This window comes from Pseudoalteromonas sp. SR41-1, from assembly GCF_014164015.1.
Lineage (GTDB): Bacteria > Pseudomonadota > Gammaproteobacteria > Enterobacterales > Alteromonadaceae > Pseudoalteromonas > Pseudoalteromonas distincta.
The window spans coordinates 107,654-125,501 of sequence record NZ_JACJEK010000010.1 but is presented as its reverse complement, the minus strand read 5'-3'; the positions used below and the strand labels follow the sequence as shown (position 1 = coordinate 125,501).

The window sequence follows — 17,848 nt, the reverse complement described above, 5'->3', positions numbered from 1 at the left end:
AGCGTCTGATCTGCCCTCTCAAATTGAATAAGCATTACTTCGAATTGATTTAGCTACGTTACTCAATTTTAAATTTAGCCGTGGCATCTAATAGGTTATCTGAAAGGTAATGAAGGTTTTTAGCTACATCCCTCACAGCCGTTAGCGAGTCCATTGTATCTTCAAATGATACGTGCATATTTGTCACGTTTTCTACAACCATAGCAGCAACTGATGTTTGCTCTTCTGTGGCAGCAGCAATTTGTGAGTTCATTCCATTTATTTCTAACATTTGCTCTGCAATTTTCTCTATAGAAATACCCGTTTTTTCTGCTGCAGTTGCATTATCTGTAGCCATATCTCTTGCAGTCGTCATTGCAGTAACTGATTCGTTAGCCGCTTCAGTTAAAGTAGTCAACAGCTCTCGAATCTCATTTGTAGAGTGAGCAGTTCGCGATGCAAGCTCTCTAACTTCATCAGCAACAACAGCAAAGCCTCGGCCATGCTCACCAGCACGGGCAGCCTCAATGGCAGCATTAAGTGCAAGTAAATTTGTTTGCTCCGCTATTGATGTAATAACATTTAATATTTGCGACACATTTTTTGTATCGTCTGCTAATTTATTGATAGTTGTAGCAGCGTGATTAATCTCATCACTTAACGTACGAGAAGCGGTTACTGATGTTTGTACTTGAGTTCTACTTTGCTCAACTTCTTTCTCTGCCGTTTGCGCTGCATGAGAAGCACTTGCAGCTGATTGAGAGATATCTCCTACACTCTGTTTCATCTCTTCCATTGATTGCTTTACAATCTCAGCATCAGTGGTTTGTTTAGTCGTTGCACGCTCCGCTTGTTCCATCCCCTGCACTAAACGAGTAGAGTTTTCCATTAACGGTTCGCAAACCGCGATAATTTCTAACACCGTTTTTTTCAATATGCCAATAAAAGAGTTGAAGTTTATAGATACTTGACCTATTTCATCTTCAGAGTTAACTGTCAATTTAGTGCTTAGCGAGCCTTTACCGCTTGCTAATAAGCTTAAATTATTTGCCGCATCACTTGCCGAAGAAGCAATTCGCTTAGCTATCCAAATAGCCATAAAGAGCAATAAAATAAGCGATACAATAGAAACAACTAACATTAACGTAAGGGCGTAATCAGAGCGGTCCTTTGTGCTTGCAACAAGTTCAAAAAAACGATCGTCAGCTTTGACTTGTGCTGCCTTAAACTTTTCTAGGACATCGTTATAAAGCGCTGTTTTCCTCTGTGCTTGTTGTTGAATTTTACTAAAATCTGCTGTTCCATTTACCATGCCATTTGCGATAGTCGCTGATATTTTTTCGTAATTTGCGAGCTGCTCTTTAGTGTCACTGTGAATGTAAGAGGCATTTATTTTTTCTATCGCAATAATATTCAACTCAAGTTGCTTGTATGTGTCAGATGCTTTCTCGACTAAATCTTGCTCACCAAATGTTACGGCTTGGGTGTAAAGTTCGTCCAGCTTCTCTAAAATGCCAACATTAGCAGATGTTAACTTAACAACTTTGTAGGATGATTTTTCCATTTCATCAAGTGCAATTCTATTATCATTCATAGCAAAATAGTTGATCAGAACAATCACTAAAAATGCAACGACAGCAATACTCGTAATCGCATGTATTTTTTTACTTATGCTGAGATTTTGAAAAGTGAAGCCTGAAGCCATTGTGAATACCTTATTTTATTGTCTAAATCTATTATCGGCTTATTACTCATAAGTGTTAACTAAATTTGTAAAATTTCTAGTTTTTTTTACAAACAATTCAAAATTCTACATAACTAATTGCCCTTTAAAAAAAGAAAGTACAAATAACATTCAATTTAAATCGCAGGCACAAAAAAACCAGTAACATTTCTGTTACTGGTTTCTAAATTTGGTGCGGATGGGGGGACTTGAACCCCCACGCCCGAAAGCACCACCCCCTCAAGGTGGCGTGTCTACCAATTCCACCACATCCGCATTTTTAAGCTTTCGCTTATTTGTTAAACATATGATTTATTTGAGGAGTATAAATCGTTTAACGATAGCATTACGCTAAATTAGTTCGGTACGTCAGAGCTTTGCTCTTTCGTAGATGTTACCGGAACATCTTCTTCAACAGGAACTGCAGTTTCTACTGCAGGAGCTGCTTCTAGGTTTTCCCACTCGTCAGTCTTTTTAATTTGACCTGCAGTTAGGTTACCTAGCACAATGCTTAAAACAAAAAATACTGTTGCTAAGCTTGTGGTTGTTTTTGTCATAAAGTTACCAGCACCAGACGAACCAAAAACCGTGCCTGAAGCACCAGCACCAAATGAAGAACCCATATCTGCGCCTTTACCTTGTTGAATTAAAACCATTCCAACTAGAGCTAAAGCCACAACTAAATAAACTACTAATAAAATTTCGTACATCTTATACAGTCCCTTTTGCACTGTTACAGATTGCAGAAAAAGATTCTGCTTTTAGACTTGCGCCGCCAATTAAGCCGCCATCTATATCTGTTTGTGCAAATAATAATTCGCTATTTTTTTCATTAACGCTACCACCATATAAGATGGAAAGCCCTTGTGCTAAAGTGCTATCAAGTGCAGCAATTTTATCACGGATAAATTTATGAACAGTTTGTGCCTGCTCTGGCGATGCAGTCTTACCTGTGCCTATGGCCCAAACGGGCTCGTATGCTATCACAGAATCTTTCAGTGCTGCTACACCTAATTTTTCAATTACTGCATCAATTTGTGCAGCAACTACTTGTTCGGTTTGACCGTTTTCTTGCTCACTTTCACTTTCGCCAACACATAAAATTGGTGTTAACCCAACTTCTTGTGCTCTAGCAAACTTTTCAGCGACAGTTTCATTACTTTCGTTATAAATACTGCGGCGTTCAGAGTGACCAACGAGTACGTAAGTTGCACCTAAGTCTTTTAGAAGCTGTCCGTCTACTTCACCGGTAAACGCACCAGGTGTATTTTCAGAAACAGTTTGAGCACCTGTAGAAACACCACTAGCTATCATCGCAGGTACAAGTGGGAATGGAGGAAATAAAACAATGTCCATCTCTTGTGATTTTACATCGTTAATAGCATCAGACATTTGTTTAACTAGCTCTAACGAACCATTCATTTTCCAGTTGCCTGCGACCATCGCCTTGCGTATTGCCATTTTCCACTCCACATTAGAAAGCGGGCGAGATATTAACTTTTCTCGCCCAAAGTTACAAGAGGTTATTGTTATTAATCAGTCTGTTTGCTCATAGATTCTACAACAGCTGCAATTTTTTGAGCGCTGTCTATTACAATTTTTTCTTGCTCGGCTTCAACCATAACACGAACAACAGGTTCTGTGCCTGATTTGCGCAGTAAAACTCGGCCTTTGTCCCCTAAAGCAAGCTCAACTTCTGCTACAGCTGAAAGTACCTCTTGCGCTTTTGTCGGATCTGTTCCAGCGGTATAACGCACGTTAATCATTTTCATTGGATATTTAGTAAAACCAGCACCCAAATCTTGTAGTGTACGGTTTTGTGCAACCATAGCTGCAAGTACTTGCAAACTTGATATAATGCCATCACCCGTGCTAATTAAATCTAAATTTAATACATGGCCTGAGCTTTCACCGCCAATTTTCCAGCCTTTTTGCTGTAGTAATTCCATTACATAGCGGTCACCCACTTTACTGCGAGCAAACTCGATACCTTTTGCTTTTAAAGCATTTTCAAGACCCATGTTAGACATTACAGTGCCAACTACACCTCCACCCAACATATCATCTTCGGCAGCTTGGCAAGCAATAATATAAACTAAATCGTCACCATCAAATACACGACCATTATGATCAACCATCATTACACGATCGCCATCCCCATCGTATGCAATACCTACGTCAGCTTTAAATTCAAGCACTTTGCGTTTAAGGGTATCTACATGAGTAGCGCCACATTCATGATTTATATTAACGCCATTAGGCTCGCATGCATGTGTTATAACTTCAGCGCCAAGTTCGCGCATGACAGAAGGAGCTATATGGTATGTAGCGCCATTTGCGCAATCGACAACAATTTTAAGCCCTTCTAAAGATAACCCTTGGGGGAACTGGCTCTTACAAAACTCTATATAACGGCCGTCTGCACTAACTAAACGCGAAGCTTTACCTAGTTTATCTGAAGCAACACATGTCATTTGCTCATCAAGCATCGCTTCAATTTGAAGCTCTACTTCATCGTCAAGCTTTAGACCCTGCCCATTGAAAAACTTAATACCGTTATCGTAATAAGGGTTATGTGAGGCACTAATTACTATACCTGCCTCTGCACGAAATGTTTGCGCTAAATACGCAACTGCAGGTGTCGGCATTGGACCCAGTAATACAACATCAATACCAGCGGCAATTAAACCAGCCTCAAGTGCAGTTTCAAGCATGTAGCCAGAAATACGCGTATCTTTACCTATAATGACTTTTTTAGTACCATTTTGAGATAATACGCGCCCTGCAGCCCAACCCAACTTCATTGCAAACTCAGGGTTAATAGGTGGCGTTCCTACTAGACCACGTACGCCATCAGTACCAAAATATTTTCTTTCTTTCATTATGCAATTCCTTTCTCGCAGGCTTGATATACACCAAGTACGTCTGCGGTTTCTTTAACGTCATGTACACGAATAATTTTTGCGCCATTTTGCGCCGCGATTAACGCACCCGCTAAGCTGCCCGCTAATCGCTCATTTGTTTCTCTATTTAATAGATTACCTATCATCGACTTACGAGATAATCCGGCCAATAATGGCAAACCTAACTTGTTAAAATCATCAAACTTAGCCAATATTTGATAGTTATGGCTAAGTGTTTTTCCAAATCCAAAACCAGGGTCTAGAATAAGTCGCTCAAACTTAATCCCTGCTGTTTCACATGCTTTAATACGTTCACTAAAAAACATATTTATATCTGCAAACAGATTGTCGTAATGAGGTGCGCACTGCATGCTGCGGGGTTGCCCTTGCATATGCATTAAACAAATTGCTACATCTTCATACTGCGCAACCGTTTCTAAGGCGTTTATTTCTTGTAGAGCTCTTACATCATTGACTATATCTGCCCCAGCGAGTATTGCTTGCTCCATTACTTGTGCTTTACTGGTATCAATTGAAATAACGCAATCACTGTACTCACGTATCGCTTTAATAGCAGGAATTACTCGGGCTAGTTCATCTTTCAAACTCACATCTGGCGCGCCTGGGCGGGTAGACTCTCCCCCAATGTCTAAAATTTGCGCACCATCCCCTAACAATTGCATTGCGCGCTTTAGCACTATTTTGGGGTCTAAAAACTGCCCGCCGTCAGAAAATGAGTCTGGCGTTACATTCAATATTCCCATAATAACAGGCTTTTCAATATTGAGCGTACGTCCTCTGGGAAGCTTTAATATATTAGTCATTGCCAACCTTTATTCTTTTTCTAAATAGCTGATACAAAAAAGCCCCGAAATTCGGGGCTTTCACTAACTATTTTAACGATTATTCAGCTTTATCATCAAGGTTTGTTTCATCTTTTTTCGATGAATCATCCGCTTTTTGACTTTCATCAAGCACTGGCTCTTGAGGTTCTTGCTCTTTTACCGGCTTAGCTTCATGGCGGTCATGAGCATCGCGCGGCTCACGCACTGGTTGGCGCGCCATTAAATCATCAATTTGCTTAGCGTCGATTGTTTCGTATTTCATTAACGCGTCTTTCATTGAGTGAAGAATATCAATATTTTCTTTTAATATTTCTTCTGCTCTTTGGTAGTTACGATCTGAAAACAAGCGTACTTCAGCATCAATTATTTTAGCAGTATCATCCGACATACTAGATGCACGGCTTCCGCCACCACCCATATACATTTCGTTTTGATCTTCAGCGTAAAGCAATGGACCTAGCTTTTCACTTAAACCCCAATGTGTAACCATTTTACGTGCAATATCAGTTGCGCGCTCAATATCGTTACTTGCACCCGTTGTTACTTTGTCAGCACCATAAATAAGCGCTTCAGCAATACGGCCACCATAAAGGCTTGAAATCATTGATTCTAAAAGTTCTTTTGAATGACTAACACGGTCTTGTTCAGGCAAGTACATTGTTACACCTAGCGCACGGCCACGTGGAATAATAGATACTTTGTAAACTGGATCATGTTCAGGAACCATACGGCCCACAATTGCGTGGCCTGCTTCGTGATATGCTGTCATTTCTTTTTCTTGCTCGCTCATCACCATGGTTTTGCGCTCTGCGCCCATCATGATTTTATCTTTAGCAGCGTCAAATTCAGCCATACTTACAACACGTTTATTACCACGTGCAGCATAAAGTGCAGCTTCGTTTACTAAGTTCGCTAAATCAGCGCCAGAAAAACCAGGTGTTCCACGTGCTATAAGAGCCGCTTCTACGTTATCGCCTAATGGCACTTTACGCATGTGTACTTTAAGTATTTGCTCACGACCACGTATATCAGGTAAACCTACTTCTACTTGACGGTCAAAACGACCTGGACGAAGTAATGCAGGGTCTAGAACATCTGGTCGGTTAGTTGCCGCAATAACGATAATACCTTCGTTACCACCAAAACCATCCATTTCTACTAGCATTTGGTTGAGTGTTTGCTCACGTTCATCGTTACCGCCGCCCATACCTGCGCCACGTTTACGACCAACCGCATCAATCTCATCTATAAAGATAATACAAGGTGCCGCTTTTTTAGCTTGTTCAAACATATCACGTACACGTGACGCACCAACACCGACAAACATTTCAACAAAATCTGAACCAGAAATTGTAAAAAACGGTACTTTCGCTTCACCCGCAACAGCCTTTGCAAGTAACGTTTTACCAGTACCAGGAGGACCAACCATTAGTACGCCCTTAGGAATACTACCGCCAAGCTTTTGAAACTTAGAAGGGTCACGTAAAAAGTCTACCAATTCGGTAACATCTTCTTTCGCTTCATCACAACCAGCAACATCTGCAAACGTGGTTTTAATTTGATCTTCGCTCATTAAACGGGCTTTACTCTTACCAAATGACATAGCGCCTTTACCGCCACCGCCTTGCATTTGACGCATGAAGAATATCCATACACCTATAAGCAGTATCATCGGGAACCAAGAAATAAATATACTTGCTAAGAATGATTGTTCTTCAGGTTGTACACCCTTCACATTTACATCATTTTTAAGTAAATCATTTATTAAGTCTTCATCGTACATTGGCATCGTTGTTTGAAAACGCTCACCACTGCTCTTAGTACCAGTAATATTTCCTGTACCGCGGTCGATAATAACTTCTTGTAAAGAGCCACTGCGGACATCTTTAACAAATTGAGTGTAACTTGTTTGACGATCAACTTGCTCGCCACCATTAAAGCTCTGAAAGACTGACATCAGCACAACTGCAATCACCAGCCATAGTATTAAATTTTTCGCCATATCGCTCAAGGGGTTAACCTCTTGTATCCAATTAATTTAAATTCAACTAAACGCCAAGCAACTGTACTACAGTTTGTATCCAGTCGCTACTATATATACTTCCCGAGAACGGGCACGTGAGGCATCAGGTTTGCGTATTTTCACTGCTTTAAAACTATTACGTACATCTTGCAAGTATTGATCAAAGCCTTCACCTTGGAAAACCTTAACAATAAATGCGCCATTTTTCTTTAGTACTTGACTACACATATCCAGCGCAAGTTCTACCAAATACATACTACCCGCTTGATCTACTGAGTTATTACCACTCATATTTGGTGCCATGTCAGAGAGTACCACATCAACATTTTTACCATCAATACGTTTTAGCAACGCATTTAACACAGCTTCTTCACGAAAGTCACCTTGTAAAAAGTCAACACCCGCAAGTGAGTCCATAGGTAATATGTCACAGGCAATTACTTGACCTTTGTCACCTACTTTTTCTGCCAAATACTGTGACCAGCTTCCTGGAGCTGCTCCTAAATCAACAACGGTCATACCAGGGCGAAGTAACTTATCTCTATTTTGTACTTCATCTAATTTAAAAACCGCTCGTGAACGCCAGCCTTTTTTTTGCGCTTCTTGAACATATTTATCATCAAAATGTTCTTTCAGCCATCGCTGTGAACTGGCTGACTGTTTTTTATTTGTCATAAATTAACACGCAACTAATTAGTAATATTCTCTAGATGGCGTTAGAATACCCTTAATTCAAGCCATATTCAGCAAAATTTGTATAAACATGACATTATCAAACAAACAAAAGCAGTTTTTAAAAGGTCAGGCACATAGCCTCAAGCCTGTAGTTTTACTAGGTTCTAACGGTTTAACCGAAGGCGTAGTAGTCGAAATTCAAAGTGCATTAGAAATTCACGAATTAATCAAAGTTAAAGTTCCAACTGATGATCGTGAAACAAAAGCACTTATTTTTGAAGCAATCGTACGTGAAACTGGTGCAACTAAGCTACAAACGATAGGTCACACTATTGTGCTTTATCGTCAAAGTGTTGAGAAAAAAATACATTTACCACGTAACTAATTAATCCTATTTAAAGGATTTAGTACGTTTAAATTAAAAAACCAGCTTGATGCTGGTTTTTTGTTATATAACACTTTTTAATTTAAAAACTCATTGTATGGTGCGTTACATCATAATCAGTGCCATTACTTCTGGGCTTATTATGCAATATAAAATACTGAGTAAATTGTGTCTCACTCATAGCTGGCACTTTTTCATTGGAGAGTAGTTCAGCCAGTTGCGGCGTCGTATTACTGTGCCCAATAACAACAACTACACCCTTTAGTTTGAGTAACTCATTTTTTAAATCACCTAGCTCACCTGCGTTATACACATTTAATTTGGTATTAAAATGTGCCTGCAAAGGTGCGGCTGTCTGCAACGTGCGTTTATAGTTGCTGCTAAAAAGATGTATATTTTGATGTTCTTTAAACAAAGTAACTAAATTATTTGCACGTGCCTTCCCCTCTTCTGAGAGCGCTGGGTTTTTCCCCGTTAACTTTTCGCTATGACGAAACAAATATACCTCGTCAGGTGCGGCAAATGCCAAACTACAATTAAATGACAAGGCTAAAAAAGTGATTGCTAATATTATTTTATTCATATTTTTTTACCTCGTTTGTATTCTAATAGCCTGTCGATAAATTCAGTTGTTAATTCATTTATTACGCCGGTTTCAGCATTAACGATTAAACTAAAACCAACATTTAAGTGGGGAAACACAACCACATCGCTTCTATATCCTTGCACCCAGCCACTATGATAGTAAAGCGTTTCATCAGCATAATTATAAACCCGCCAACCTAGTCCGTAATAAGCCTCATTAAGGTGTTTTTTCCACACCCTGCGATGCATTTCTTTTTTTGTATGTGTATAAGGACGCGTTTGCTTTGCTAGAGTATCCAATGACAAAACATCTGGGTATTGCCCTAGCTGGGCTTTTAACCAAATGGCCATGTCATTTGCGCTTGCGTTTACACCCGCTGCAGGTCCCACTTTATAATAATTTTTTTTAAGCTTAGCGCTATACCAACGTTTTGTACCGCGCACGTGTGGTAATGCGTAATTTTCATCCTGAACCATAGATTCAAAACCTAAGCTGGCATCACTCATTTTTAAAGGCGCAAAAATAGTTTCCCGTAACCATTGCGCGTAACTTTTACCACTGCTTTGTAATATCACATTACCTATAAGGCTAAACATAACATTTTGATAACCGTAACATTCGCCTGGTTTGCAAATAGGTTTAACACTAAGTAATTTTTCAACAATACTGGGGTAATCCATACGAGACTCTATCAAATTATCGTACGCATTAGGCACTAACCCACTTGCATGACTTAGAAGGTGAAATACCTTTAAATCATCTTGATAAACAGTCCCTTTGAACTCAGTTATGTAATCGCTAACAGCTTTATCTAATTTAAGTAAACCCTCATTGGCTAATTTAGCTGATAACGAGCCTGCAAATGTTTTAGAAACAGACGCGAGCCTAAACCGGGTATGCTTATTTACTTTTTGTCCATTTCGGGTTTTAGTTACACCCATGGTGTGGATGTAGTCTGAGTTGTTTGTACTTACAATCGAAAGTGCAGCGCCTGGTATACCTTTATTTTTCAGTTTTTTTTGCGCATAACGGCCGTACTTTTTTACAAATGCATCCCAATCAGGATCTGCTTTTGCTGCAAAACTCACAGAGCTAAACAACAAACACAAAGCAGGTAGGCTATACAATAAAGATTTGAGATACTTCATTTTTATAAATTTTATCTTTTTAACTACATCTATGTAGATAATATCATGAAGTTTTGTTTGGACTAACGTACAATACGACGATTATTTGGTTTTTAGTGAGTGTTTAGTACTTATGCGTTTTTTAGTTGTGTCACTTTTTGTTATATTATCAACTGGTTGTACTCTTACAAAGCAGCCGGCCGAGCCACTGGCTATGCCATTAAAGCCAACATTAAAAAGTCAGACCTACCAGCTTGAGTACACCACAGAACACTCATCCCCAAAAGTTAAATCCGTTCAACTTCCTGCACATAAGGTAGTTAGAAACCAAACAGTAAAAATTATTACCGATAAGGCAAGTGTAACCGATAAACTTTTATCGCAAATTAGCCAAGCACTTAACGATAAACAGCTAAAAGTAACCACTAAAAATAACAGCGACTACACACTAACTATTCAGCAACTTGATTTAACTTTCACTGACGATGTTAAGTACGCAATAAAGCAACCTGAGAACCCTTTTACATTATATTCAGATATTGCTCAGCAATACCCAACTCAGGAATGTGCTGCAATATTTGCACAAGTAAGTATGCGCCTCACACACAAAGCATCGGGTGGTGTTGTTTGGTTTGCTAAATCTTCTATTGATAGTGCAAGTTTTCATCGTGAGCCACTAGTTTATAGTTTCACCGAAGAGCAAAAAATAACTAATGAGCTTGAGGTTGTCGCTTTTGTCCATCAGCAAAATACTGATGAAGCCCGCATGGAAAGACTTGGAAAAGACATTCAAATTCCTCAGTACAAAACGTTGTCAAAGTTATCTAGCCTTGCCAAGCTTAGTGGTCCATGTAACAGAACAGAAGTAAGCGCATTAACGCCTATGATGCAGTTTTACTTAAGCAGTATATTAATCGATAAAATTAAAGTTCAGTAAATTAGGGTCTGTTGATCTTTACGAATTAAAATTTGTTCAAACTAGGGGCTATTTAATCGCGGCGCTAGGTTTGTGACCTAGTGGGCTCGATAACTGCTCCTGCGTTATTCTAATGGCTTACATCCATGTAAGAATAAGTAAAAACCGAGCAACAAAGCGTAAATAGCCCTTAGGAAAAACACTTTGGGCAGCGCCTGTTTGGCATTAATGCTACGTTATCGCCCATTTATGGGGAATAGCCACACTGCATAGGCTCTGCCTTGCCTAAATACCAAACAGACTGCTGAAAATTTAACCTTGAAAGTTCAACAGACCTAACACTTACTACATTTTTTTACAGATTAAAGGAACGAATTAACAATATACTACGCTTAATAACAAATAATAATTAGGCCCCATAGGGATGAAAAACACTTTGCTTAACCATACTTTAGTTAGCATAACATTGCTTTTTTGCTTTATTTTTAGCACCACAAGTATGGCAAGTAATCGCTATTATGCAGACAATACGTTAGAACCAACCCAAGGCTTTGCGTGGGATTGGAGTGCAGGTGCGGGCTTTTATATTGAAGATTCTTACCTAATCGGTATCGAATCTTACGATAAAGGCGTTGAGCTTGATTTAAGTCTTGCTGTTTCTTACGATAAATTTTATCTTGATTTTGATCACAATCAACTCAGCGGTGGTCTTGTAATTGGTTACAGCCTTATAGATAAATTTGATTGGGGCTTAGATATACTTGGCACAAATACTCAAGCCGGGTTTGACGAAAAAGGCCTCGGGTTTTATAACCACGGTGTTATAAAAGAACTCCAAGGTATTAAAAAACGTAATTACGATTTTGATGTTGGTCTTAGGCTCTCGCGCCGATTTGAAAATTCACAATTCTCCTTTGAATACCTTCATGACGTATCTGGTGCCCATAATGGCTGGGTTATAAATAGCTTTTTTACCCACATTTTGCCATGGCGAAACTGGGAGTTTAGATCTGGTGTTGGTTTAAGCGCCTACTCTGCTGACTTTACAAATTATTACTTTGGCATTGATAGCGATGAAGCCACCAGCCTTCGCCCGATTTATAGCAGCAATGCCAGTACTAGTATTATCTTTGAGTTCCATGCTGAATATCCAATAAGCCAAGATTGGGTGTTTTTATCCGGTTGGCTTACTACATGGTTTTCAAAAGAAATTGACGACAGTCCAATTATTTCCCAAGGATATCAACATAAAGCCAAGGTAGGCCTACGTTATGTATTTTAGATGGATCTGGGTATTACTGATCTTTCCCAGTACCTTTACTGTTAAAGCGCAGGACCCCCCTGAAGCACTCATAGCACTACCCGACACTTGCGTTGCACTGCGCGAAGGGCGTAATTGCTATGCCGATGTTACACTTACGTGGGAGCAGCCTATCATTGGTAATTACTGCCTACGCGATGCAACTTCAAAGTACATTATGCAATGTTGGCTAAAGCAACAAAGTGGTACTTTTAATTATGCTTTTGACTCACAGCAAAGCATTTCATTTGAACTATTTGATAGCAATACATCCAAAGTCATCAGTACAGCAGAAGTAAAACTACAGTGGGTTTATCAAAACAGACAAAAAAAACGCCGCTGGCGACTATTTTAATACCAATCGTATTAGGGATATTTTATGGATAACTACGGCACTATTTTACTTGTTGAAGACGATGCATCACTAGCGCAATGGGTTGCTGAATATTTAACAGAGCAAGGCTATACAACGCATGTTTGTCATCGTGGTGACGAAGTTGTTAGCCAGGTCAAAACGTTAAACCCAAATATTGTGCTCCTTGATATTATGCTCCCGGGGCAAGATGGTATTAGCGTATGTAGAGAGCTTCGTAGCTTTTATAATTCGCCTATTATAATGCTCACCGCACGCGATGAAGAGATGGATGAAGTTATTGGTTTAGAAGTTGGCGCAAGCGATTACATAATGAAACCGGTGCGTCCACGTGCATTGCTAGCGCGAATAAAAGCAGCACTGCGTCAAAACAATGAGCCAAATAAGCCACAGGTTAGCCAAAGCATTATTCAAGTTGGTGCACTTAGTATTAATACCGAATCTAGAAATGTGACCCTTAACGAGCAAGATATAAACATATCAAGCGCCGAATATCTATTATTACACTACCTTGCAAGCAATGCAGGTCAAGTTGTCTCACGCGATGCCGTATTTAAAGCAACGAAAGGTAGAGAGTACGACGGGCTTGATAGAAGTGTTGATGTACTTATTTCTGCACTTCGTAAAAAATTTAATGATGATCCACAAAACCCCGAAAAAATTAAAACTATTTGGGGCCGTGGATATTTACTTGTTTCTACCGCGTGGTAATAGAGCGATGAATAAATAAATGAAAAAGTTTTATATATCGCTTCTAGGCAGTGCACTTTTATCTATTGTGGTATTGGGCTGGCTTATTGATGCTTTTAGTCAACAAGCGCATACCCCACAAGATGAATTTAGTCAGCAAAGTAAAATGATCATGGGTTTTAATAAGCAGTTAGCTAACATACCTACATCTGAGCGCAGCGATTATGTAAAACAACTAGCCCGAGAGTTTGATGTTTTAATTGACTACAAGCCAAATGAGTCACTCGCCTTACCACCTTCTTTATTATTACAAATGCACACGCCAGGTGGGCTGATTTTAGAGGATCAGCAAGGCTTTTATATGCTTTATAGTAGCGACGTTTTGAATCCTTTTCACTTATCAATGCGATTAGATAAAATTTTTGATAGCGAGCAGCATAACGACATTATATTAACTCTACTATTTTACGCAGGCCTATGTGTATTTATGGGGTTTATTATCGCGCCCTTAGCTAAACGGCTAACTGTCTTAAATGAAGCCGCTAAAAAGTTTGCCTCTGGTAATGTTCAAGCCCGAATAAAGGTATCGCACTTTACCTATATAAAAGATGTAGAGCTTACTTTTAACCGCATGGCTAGCCAAATAGAGAAACTTGTCGCCGAAAACAAACTAATGGCCTCGAGCTTGTCTCACGACATCCGCACCCCTATCGCGTGCCTGCGATTTGGTTTAGATGCGGCATTAGATAGCCATGATGAGCAAAAAGTAAAACAGTATTTAACCCGTATGGAAAACGATTTAGATCATATGGAATCGATGCTTAGTAGCTATTTAGCATTTGCTACTTTAGAGCAAAACGCGAATAAACTAACCTATTCATCAACCAATATTAAATCCTACCTTGAAGATATTTTAGTTCAACTTGCACCAAAACTTGAAATGCAAATGCTCAACGTACAGCTCAATAGTACAGATAAAATAATAAATGCAGATCTTCACTGGCTGGCTCGTGCAATTACTAACTTATTAACTAACGCATGTGATTTTGCAAACCAACATATTTACCTCAGTGCAAAGTTACACGAGCAACAGCTTATAATAACGGTAGAAGATGACGGCCCTGGTATCGCACAAGAGAACTTTAGTAATGTATTTAGCCCATTTTTTAGAGAGGAAGATCACCGTAACAGAGCCGATAAGAGTTATGGCCTTGGCCTAGCCATTGTTACCAAGGTAGCTGATTGGCATCATGGCAGCGTTAAAGTAAGTAAAAGCACCCAGTTAGGGGGGGCGTGCTTTACTCTCACTATTGCACAGCACCATAATCCGTAAAGCAATAGTTACAGACTGTAATTAACAATTATTAAACAAAATCAACTCGTTATTTTAAACGACTTAATAACAACAATTAAAATCGATGGTTATAACATACACTTTACTTATTAATTTGTGCTAGATCAGCAAATAAGCACTTTTTATTTTTTTACATTTCCAGTAGATTGTCACCGCCGTCACACAATAGAGAAGTACAATAATATGAGCGCAGTTAGAGGCGAGTTTAGCTCTCGCTTTGGTTTTATTATGGCCGCCGCGGGTTCTGCCGTTGGTTTGGGCAATATTTGGGGATTCCCTACACAAACAGCAAGTAATGGCGGTGCTGCATTTTTAGTCGCATATTTAGTGCTTGCGTTCTTTTTAGCCTACCCCGCTTTAATGGCTGAACTGATGATTGGACGTCATGGCCAAGCAAACGCAGTGTCATCACTTCAAAAAATATCTAATAAGCCATGGCAAAAACACTTTGCCTTTGCTGTTGGTTTTGGCGGTATTTTATGTGCTGGCTTTATACTAAGCTTTTACGCCATTGTTGCCGGTTGGATGCTCAGCGCCACAGCTGAACCCATAGCCACTTTAGTTGGTGCCAACACAGCATCTACATGGTTAAGCGAGCAATCACTTACTCGAAATATTATATTCACTATGATCTTTATCGTACTAACAGTCGCTATTATAAGTAGAGGCGTTGAAAACGGTATTGAGAAGTGGTCTAAGCGTTTAATGCCTGCACTTTTAGGCATTTTATTTGCACTTATTGCTTATGTGATGACGCAAGATGGTGCTATGGAAGGCTTAAAAGCCTACTTAGTTCCTGACTTTTCATCTATTTTTGACGCAAAACTATTAGTAAGTGCACTAGGGCAAGCTTTCTTCTCACTATCGCTTGGCACTAGCGTAATGATTATTTACGGCTCGTACATTAGTAAAAAAGAAAACCTCGTTTCTTTAGGTGCCTATGTAACCCTTATTGATGTATTTATAGCCTTTGTTGCAGGTTTACTGATTATTCCGGCTATGTACGTAGCACAAGCTCAAGGCGTTGAAATATTCTCGGCCACAACGGGTAAGCTACTCTCTGAAGATACATTAGTGTTTCAGGTACTCCCCGCTTTATTTGATGGAATGGGCGAAGTTGGCTTATTTGTGGGTTTTTCATTTTTTGCGTTAATGAGTATTGCCGCTTTAACATCATCTATTTCAATGTTAGAGGCGCCAGTATCATACACCGTAGAGCGCTTTGGGATGAAACGCGTTCAAGCAACGTGGTTAATTGGGGCGCTAATCGCTATCGTCAGTATTACAATTGTGTGTAACCTTAGCAGCTTATTTGGCTTAGTAATCACTCTCACTACAAAAGTAGCTCAGCCTTTACTTGGTCTTATGTGTTGTATATTTGCAGGCTGGATTTGGTATAGAGGCTCATTACTAAAAGCAATTCAAGAGGGTAACCCTGAAGTTCACAATACATTGTTTTGGAAAATATGGCCTTGGTATACTAAGTTTGTATGTCCACTTGCTATTGGCATGGTGTTTTTACATTCACTATTGAGCTAAATGATACCTTAGCCTTAAAATAGTTTTAAATAAAATAGCCCACATTAGTGGGCTTTTTTATAGCTGCTTAAATTGGATTTATTGAGTGAGTTTTAAAATCATATCTTGATGAGGTATACCGTCTTCTAGATATTCACTTTTGTAATCTTCAAAGCCAAAGGAGCGGTAAAAATCAAGTAAGTAGGTTTGTGCGCCAATATAAATATCTCGTTCAGGCCACCGCTCTTTACAGCATTCTATAGCTTTACTTACAAGTACAGTGGCGTCGCCTTTGCCACGCGCACTTTTACTTACCAGCACGCGCCCTATTGCGCTGTATTGCTCATTTTTTTCATAGCATCGGGCATAAGTGTGTAGCCGCCCATTGTCTAGTGTATATAAATGCTGTGTATTTAAATCAATATCTACATCATCAAGTTCAGGGTAAGGGCACGCCTGCTCTACAACAAATACGTCTACACGTCCTCGCATAATAGTAAAAAGAGTATGCGCATCTAAAGCATTAAACTGCTCACATTTAAATTGCATTTTAAATCCTATAAACAATAAACCCAGCCTAGGCCGGGTTTAATAAAATTATTCACTTGTTAGTTTATATTAAGCAAATAAGCGCTCTAGTTGGTCGCACAACTGCGATAAATTCACGTGGTCATGCTCTATCGTTAAATCTACATAACCATCGCCTCTAAAGGCCCTGTCTAGCTCTATAAGCACGTGTGTTTTATGTGCCTCTGGTACAAATGACAACTCGATCTCTTGAATGCCAAATAAACTACGGCTATTTGGCTTATATTCAAGTTCCTGATAACAGCCCGATAACGATTGAAATGTTGAAGCGCGCAAATGGCCTTTTTCTACATCAGCTTTCATTAAGCTAAAACCTAGCTTTTCCATCGCCTGCATGCACGTTTTAACAGCTTCATTAGGGTAAATATGTAAATGGTCTTTATCGCTCGGATCAAGTGCTAAATCAATATCTAAACCTGTTTCAAGCCACACATGAGATTGATTGTAACCTGCATTAATTTCTGTAATAGGTGTTTCAGAATGAAGACGTGCTTCAAAAGGGATACTTTTAACTTCGCCAGGCTCAATTGTACCTATATCTGTAATTCGCCATTGGTCAATCACATGATTGGTAAAATAATCGCCATCATCACCTGCCACTTTAACACGGGTCATAAGTAATAAATCTAAGCCTGCAATATCTTGGCTAACATCACCTGCGGTAATGACTATTTGTGCATTAAAAAGCTGACCAGGTTGTAGGTGTTCAGTCTCTAAAACAGTATCTACTTTTGCAGCACCAATACCTACCGACGCTAAAATCTTTTTAAACATATATTTCTCCTTAAGCTGAGCGGTTCTATTATTTGCTCTTGCTTAAACTTCTTCGTTATCTCATCTTAACCATATTTAAAAGCCAATGT

General features: G+C 39.3%; 18 protein-coding genes and 1 tRNA gene. 7 read left to right on the top strand and 12 right to left on the bottom strand.

Annotation, left to right across the window (positions count from 1 at the left end):
- Positions 1-58: 58 nt before the first annotated feature.
- The 8 genes from H5118_RS10775 to rlmE form a co-directional block, all read right to left on the bottom strand.
- Positions 59-1,684, bottom strand: a complete 1,626-nt coding sequence (locus tag H5118_RS10775; protein WP_024594860.1) for a methyl-accepting chemotaxis protein — start codon at positions 1,682-1,684, stop codon at positions 59-61.
- A gap of 209 nt (positions 1,685-1,893) precedes the next feature.
- Positions 1,894-1,978 (bottom strand) — tRNA-Leu (locus H5118_RS10770).
- A gap of 80 nt (positions 1,979-2,058) precedes the next feature.
- Positions 2,059-2,412 (bottom strand): preprotein translocase subunit SecG, encoded by a 354-nt coding sequence (gene secG, locus H5118_RS10765; protein ID WP_182748793.1) that lies wholly within the window; start codon positions 2,410-2,412, stop codon positions 2,059-2,061.
- A gap of 1 nt (position 2,413) precedes the next feature.
- The gene (gene tpiA / locus H5118_RS10760) at positions 2,414-3,163 is read right to left on the bottom strand and encodes a triose-phosphate isomerase (RefSeq protein WP_002962767.1); all 750 of its coding nucleotides are present in this window, start codon (positions 3,161-3,163) and stop codon (positions 2,414-2,416) included.
- 71 nt (positions 3,164-3,234) lie between these two features.
- The gene (gene glmM / locus H5118_RS10755; protein ID WP_182748792.1) at positions 3,235-4,584 is read right to left on the bottom strand and encodes a phosphoglucosamine mutase; all 1,350 of its coding nucleotides are present in this window, start codon (positions 4,582-4,584) and stop codon (positions 3,235-3,237) included.
- Positions 4,584-5,429, bottom strand: a complete 846-nt coding sequence (folP, locus tag H5118_RS10750; RefSeq protein WP_182748791.1) for a dihydropteroate synthase — start codon at positions 5,427-5,429, stop codon at positions 4,584-4,586. Before folP ends, glmM begins: the two co-directional genes overlap by 1 nt.
- A 79-nt stretch (positions 5,430-5,508) precedes the next feature.
- Entirely contained in the window at positions 5,509-7,452 is a 1,944-nt protein-coding gene (gene ftsH / locus H5118_RS10745; protein ID WP_033013425.1) for an ATP-dependent zinc metalloprotease FtsH, read from the bottom strand.
- A gap of 66 nt (positions 7,453-7,518) precedes the next feature.
- Entirely contained in the window at positions 7,519-8,148 is a 630-nt protein-coding gene (rlmE, locus tag H5118_RS10740; RefSeq protein ID WP_002963155.1) for a 23S rRNA (uridine(2552)-2'-O)-methyltransferase RlmE, read from the bottom strand.
- Between the two features lie 88 nt (positions 8,149-8,236).
- On the opposite strand from rlmE, the gene yhbY reads away from it, so the two are divergent.
- Positions 8,237-8,533, top strand: coding sequence for a ribosome assembly RNA-binding protein YhbY (yhbY, locus tag H5118_RS10735; RefSeq protein WP_002963153.1), 297 nt, complete (start codon positions 8,237-8,239; stop codon positions 8,531-8,533).
- Positions 8,534-8,615: 82 nt separating this feature from the next.
- Here yhbY and H5118_RS10730 read toward each other — a convergent pair whose 3' ends face one another.
- Positions 8,616-9,116 (bottom strand): histidine phosphatase family protein, encoded by a 501-nt coding sequence (locus tag H5118_RS10730; RefSeq protein WP_002963152.1) that lies wholly within the window; start codon positions 9,114-9,116, stop codon positions 8,616-8,618.
- Positions 9,113-10,267: a serine hydrolase gene (locus tag H5118_RS10725; RefSeq protein WP_024597089.1), complete on the bottom strand. Its 1,155-nt coding sequence runs from the start codon at positions 10,265-10,267 to the stop codon at positions 9,113-9,115. The genes H5118_RS10730 and H5118_RS10725 overlap by 4 nt, the downstream gene beginning before the upstream one ends.
- A gap of 112 nt (positions 10,268-10,379) precedes the next feature.
- Between H5118_RS10725 and H5118_RS10720 the strand changes: the two genes are divergently transcribed.
- The 6 genes from H5118_RS10720 (at position 10,380) to H5118_RS10695 (ending at position 16,418) form a co-directional block, all read left to right on the top strand.
- Positions 10,380-11,183, top strand: a complete 804-nt coding sequence (locus tag H5118_RS10720) for a hypothetical protein (RefSeq protein WP_182748789.1) — start codon at positions 10,380-10,382, stop codon at positions 11,181-11,183.
- Between the two features lie 478 nt (positions 11,184-11,661).
- Positions 11,662-12,444: a MipA/OmpV family protein gene (locus tag H5118_RS10715; protein ID WP_259395072.1), complete on the top strand. Its 783-nt coding sequence runs from the start codon at positions 11,662-11,664 to the stop codon at positions 12,442-12,444.
- The gene (locus tag H5118_RS10710; protein ID WP_024597091.1) at positions 12,434-12,817 is read left to right on the top strand and encodes a DUF3019 domain-containing protein; all 384 of its coding nucleotides are present in this window, start codon (positions 12,434-12,436) and stop codon (positions 12,815-12,817) included. Before H5118_RS10715 ends, H5118_RS10710 begins: the two co-directional genes overlap by 11 nt.
- Before the next feature lie 24 nt (positions 12,818-12,841).
- Positions 12,842-13,546: a response regulator transcription factor gene (locus tag H5118_RS10705; RefSeq protein ID WP_182748787.1), complete on the top strand. Its 705-nt coding sequence runs from the start codon at positions 12,842-12,844 to the stop codon at positions 13,544-13,546.
- 19 nt (positions 13,547-13,565) lie between these two features.
- Positions 13,566-14,858: a HAMP domain-containing sensor histidine kinase gene (locus H5118_RS10700; protein ID WP_182682682.1), complete on the top strand. Its 1,293-nt coding sequence runs from the start codon at positions 13,566-13,568 to the stop codon at positions 14,856-14,858.
- Between the two features lie 204 nt (positions 14,859-15,062).
- Positions 15,063-16,418: a sodium-dependent transporter gene (locus H5118_RS10695; RefSeq protein WP_182748785.1), complete on the top strand. Its 1,356-nt coding sequence runs from the start codon at positions 15,063-15,065 to the stop codon at positions 16,416-16,418.
- 78 nt (positions 16,419-16,496) lie between these two features.
- Here H5118_RS10695 and H5118_RS10690 read toward each other — a convergent pair whose 3' ends face one another.
- A complete protein-coding gene (locus H5118_RS10690) occupies positions 16,497-16,946 on the bottom strand; it encodes a GNAT family N-acetyltransferase (RefSeq protein WP_004335742.1) in 450 nt (149 codons plus the stop codon).
- 69 nt (positions 16,947-17,015) lie between these two features.
- Positions 17,016-17,759 (bottom strand): sporulation protein, encoded by a 744-nt coding sequence (locus tag H5118_RS10685; RefSeq protein ID WP_004335740.1) that lies wholly within the window; start codon positions 17,757-17,759, stop codon positions 17,016-17,018.
- Positions 17,760-17,848: the final 89 nt, after the last annotated feature.